Origin of the sequence: Novosphingobium sp. (assembly GCF_049240505.1) — a bacterium.
In the GTDB taxonomy this organism is placed as follows: Bacteria; Pseudomonadota; Alphaproteobacteria; order Sphingomonadales; family Sphingomonadaceae; genus Novosphingobium.
On record NZ_JBMLSM010000034.1, the window covers coordinates 1 to 3,596 of the forward strand.

A 3,596-nucleotide genomic window follows, 5' to 3' on the forward strand; every position below is an offset into this window, starting at 1 on the left:
GGCCAAAGCCAGCCTCGACCACCAGATGGACCGAGGATCAGCGCTTACATGACGAACTGCACTTCAACTCCAATTTCAAGCGGCAGCCCTTCCCAAGCCCGATCCGCCAATGCCCAGAAGCAGTCGGCATGAGCCTGCGCCTGCGCATCCAATCTTCCAGACCGTCAATCACCACATGAAGGAGAGCATGAAATGGCATTCGATTACGAAGATGCAGGCACTTTCGGCAGCGAGCGCGAGGCAAAAGACTGGGCGCAGCGCAACAAGGTCGATCTGCGCGATCTCCACATTCGCAACGTCGGCGGCCAGCGGGTCGAGGTGGGTATCCGCAAGAGCGCCTACGATCAGCGCGAGAATTACGACAACCGGCACGGCCAGAGACAGGACGGCTTCTGGCGATGATGAAGTCCACCGCAGCGTGCCTGATTTGGACCACTGGCTTGTTGCACGACGCGAACGGAGCTCAGAATTTCGGCCTGATGGAGTTGTGGCGTATTGAAGCCGCTGGTTCCGCGGCTTCCAATATCTTCTTATGCAGCCAAAGCAGATTGCACGTTGCCAGGAAAAAGCAGGAGAGCGAAGGCATTTGCAATCTGCCGGGCGCTTGATTCAGACAAGCCAGTCACATCCCCCACCAAGGCCCCGCCATCGAAAAAGCTTTTAGGCTCAAGGCCAGAAGCGATCAGTTGATAGGTTCGGAACAGAACCCTTGCCATTTTCCCATCGGCAGACTGTCTGATCATCTGGTCATAATCAGAATCCAAGCTGATATGGTCCCAATGGACCGAGAAGTGTTTTCTTGCTTTTGCCACGTGCAGGAACGGTATCTTGCGGCGTTGGCACTCATAGAACCAAGCATCGCGAGCGGCCGAATCTCGCTTGTCGATCATTTTCCAAGCGGGGTTAGGCCATGGGATCCCTTTGAGGGGTCAGGACATAGAACGGGCACAGATATACGCTCTCATGACTGCCATCTGCGTTACAAGGCGAGTTTACGCGTCCGCTGGCCTTTGGGCTAGCGGTGAATTTGGCATGGCCGGAGTGCCGCGGGCTCCTGATCGACGACGATTGATCACGCTCTCATCCGCGGATTGATTACCGCAATACCCGTTTCCGTCGCTGGACCTTCCTCACTCTAAGCACGGGCATCGGACTTGCCTGCCCCAACGTACACCGAGGATTGCCCATCACAGTCGGGCGCCCGCGACACACCGGCCATGCCTATGTCGCCAAAGGCCAGAGCCCAAGCTCTACCCCTGGCGGGTCAGACCGCCACCACCGGTTGCACGCGACGGGCGATGTCCCAGGCGAAACCCACAAGTTCACGGGCGATCGCCGTGTTGACCTTGGGTTGCGGCTTGCCTGTCGCCGAGAGGCGGCGGAACCGCTGGCATAGCCGCACCTGAGCCTTCCAACCGATCGCCTGAATATCTTCGGGAAGATCCGCAACGCGATCCCGGTAACGTCGCTCTTCGCGGGCAGGAAGTCGATAGGTCCATCCCGCCTCGACCAGCATGGTGCGGGCATGAGCGTTTCCGGCGCGCGTGATCCGGCCACGCTGAACTCGCGCGCCACTCGAATATTCCGACGGGACCAGCCCGAGGTAAGCCATCAACTGCTTGGGGTTCTGAAACCTCGTCAAGTCGCCGACCTCCGCGACCAGGGTTGCCGCGACAATCAGGCGAACACCGCGAAGGGCTTGCAAACTGCGAACCAGCGGTGCGAACCGCCAGCCATCGACCGCTTCGACGAGCGCCGCCTCGAGGCGTGCAGTTCGTGCCTGCGCCTCCAGGACACGACGCTTGGCCTCCTCAAAAGCCAGTTGCTGATGCGCGAAATCGAAACGTTGCTCCGACAGCCAGCGCCAGTAGGTTTTGGTCCATGCCGACTTTCCGGAAAATCTGCGATCATGGCGAAGCAGGAAGCTGCGCACCGATTGCTTGGCAGCCGAAGTGTCTTCCTGCGCCGACCGCCGCGCACGGATGAGATCGCGGATTGCCTCATGAGCTTCATCCGGCACCCAGATCGGGGCCAGCTCTCCGGCGCGGAGCAGGCGCGCCAGCGTCATTGCATCGCGCCGATCGGTCTTGATCTGGTCACCAGGACGTCTCGGCATCATTGAGGGGGAAATGACAATGCAGGGTTGCCCCTGTCGGGTCAGAAGGCGCTGCAGGCCGTAGCCGCAAGGTCCCGCCTCGTAACAAAAATCAAGGGTGATGCCAGGTCCAGCCAGACGCTTGACCATACCGCGTACGGCATCGTCTTCATTCGGGATCGTGCCATGAAAGCGAACCTCGCCGCCGCGTTCGCCCTCCGCCACGGCCACCGCGATCGTCTCCTTGTGCACGTCCAGCCCGATGTACTTCAATCTCTTTGCCATCGATCATCTCCGTTGCTGACCCTCCGCAGGTGAAGCATCGCAGATCAAAGCCCTCATGGCTCAGGCAGTCATTGGGTCTAAGCGTCTCTGCGCGCACTTATGGGTCGACTCTATGCGTCGACGACTCCAGCATTCCAAAGGCATCCATCGGACAGTTGTAGCATCGCCTCTCGTCGCAGAGCCGGCATATCGTCAGCGCCGAGACAGCGTCGTCAGACATCTGCGCAAGTATTGTCTCGGCAATACGTTCCAGCACGAGGCGGTCAGCATTCGAGACATGGCTAAGGATTTCGGATAAAGTCTCGTTTCTTCGTTGCAGGATCGCAGATAGGCGAGTCTCGCCTGCCTCAGTGAGCATCAGCGCTACTGCACGACGGTCCCGTAGCGCTTTGGATCGAACGGCGAACCCGGCTGCAACCAATCGATCGACAAGCCGCACCGTCCCCGCGTGGGACAAGCCTAGCACCCGTCCTAATTCGTCGATCGAAAGACCGGTCGCGTGACCGATGACGACGATCGCCGCGGTGGTTTCGCCACCGCCGGGTATCGTCGGGTCGAATGCCGCCTTCTTAATTCGATCGGTGATGCCCACTGCGAGGGCGCCGAACAGATTGACGAGCCGGTCCGAGAGTACGTTCAAAGGGTTGCCTCATTCATTGACGGCGCATAGTGTATGCGCAGCGCATATATCACGCCTGTCTAAGCATGAAGGCAGGTCATGCGCCATGATGAAAGCGAGGCACCATGTTTTCGACATTACACATAGCTGAAAAGACGACCGGCTCTCGCGGGTCTCTCGCGTTGCTGCGCTGGGCGCTGGTGGTCATCTTTCTCTGGTTCGGTTGCATGAAATTCACGAGCTATGAAGCGATGGGCATCGCGCCATTGATGAAGAACAGTCCGATCATGAGCTGGATTCCGGCCGTTTTTGGGGTGCAGGGTGGAAGCTATTTTATAGGCACCGTCGAGCTCGCGACGGCCGCTGCGCTGATTATCGGTGCTTTCAACAAGACGGCCTCCGCTCTCGGCGCGGCGATGTCATGCCTGACTTATGCCGTGACACTGACGTTTTTCCTGAGCACGCCTGGCGTCGCCGAGCCGACCGCTGGCGGGTTCCCGGCGATTTCGGCCGGAACCGGACAGTTCCTGTTGAAGGACCTGGTGCTTCTTGCGGCATCAGCGTGCCTTCTACTTGCGTCCATACGGACAGCAGACG

The 3,596-nt window shown here is 59.2% G+C and carries 5 protein-coding genes; 2 read left to right on the forward strand and 3 right to left on the reverse strand.

What is annotated here, in order from left to right; all coding sequences use genetic code 11:
• The first annotated feature begins 192 nt into the window (after nt 1–192).
• Nucleotides 193–402, forward strand: coding sequence for a hypothetical protein (locus tag ACOVQ0_RS03105; RefSeq protein ID WP_054136348.1), 210 nt, complete (start codon nt 193–195; stop codon nt 400–402).
• 128 nt (nt 403–530) lie between these two features.
• On the opposite strand, the gene ACOVQ0_RS03110 is transcribed toward ACOVQ0_RS03105, so the two are convergent.
• The 3 genes from ACOVQ0_RS03110 to ACOVQ0_RS03120 form a co-directional block, all read right to left on the reverse strand.
• Nucleotides 531–890 carry a hypothetical protein gene (locus ACOVQ0_RS03110; protein WP_058456890.1) on the reverse strand — a complete coding sequence of 120 codons (360 nt, stop codon included), beginning with the start codon at nt 888–890 and terminating at the stop codon, nt 531–533.
• Between the two features lie 374 nt (nt 891–1,264).
• The gene (locus ACOVQ0_RS03115; protein ID WP_075151936.1) at nt 1,265–2,380 is read right to left on the reverse strand and encodes an IS110 family transposase; all 1,116 of its coding nucleotides are present in this window, start codon (nt 2,378–2,380) and stop codon (nt 1,265–1,267) included.
• 97 nt (nt 2,381–2,477) lie between these two features.
• On the reverse strand, nt 2,478–3,020 hold the full coding sequence (locus ACOVQ0_RS03120; RefSeq protein ID WP_010339851.1) for a MarR family winged helix-turn-helix transcriptional regulator: 543 nt from the start codon (nt 3,018–3,020) through the stop codon (nt 2,478–2,480).
• Between the two features lie 104 nt (nt 3,021–3,124).
• On the opposite strand from ACOVQ0_RS03120, the gene ACOVQ0_RS03125 reads away from it, so the two are divergent.
• Nucleotides 3,125–3,596 (forward strand): YkgB family protein (locus tag ACOVQ0_RS03125; protein WP_421880086.1); only part of this gene is annotated, 472 nt, incomplete at its 3' end.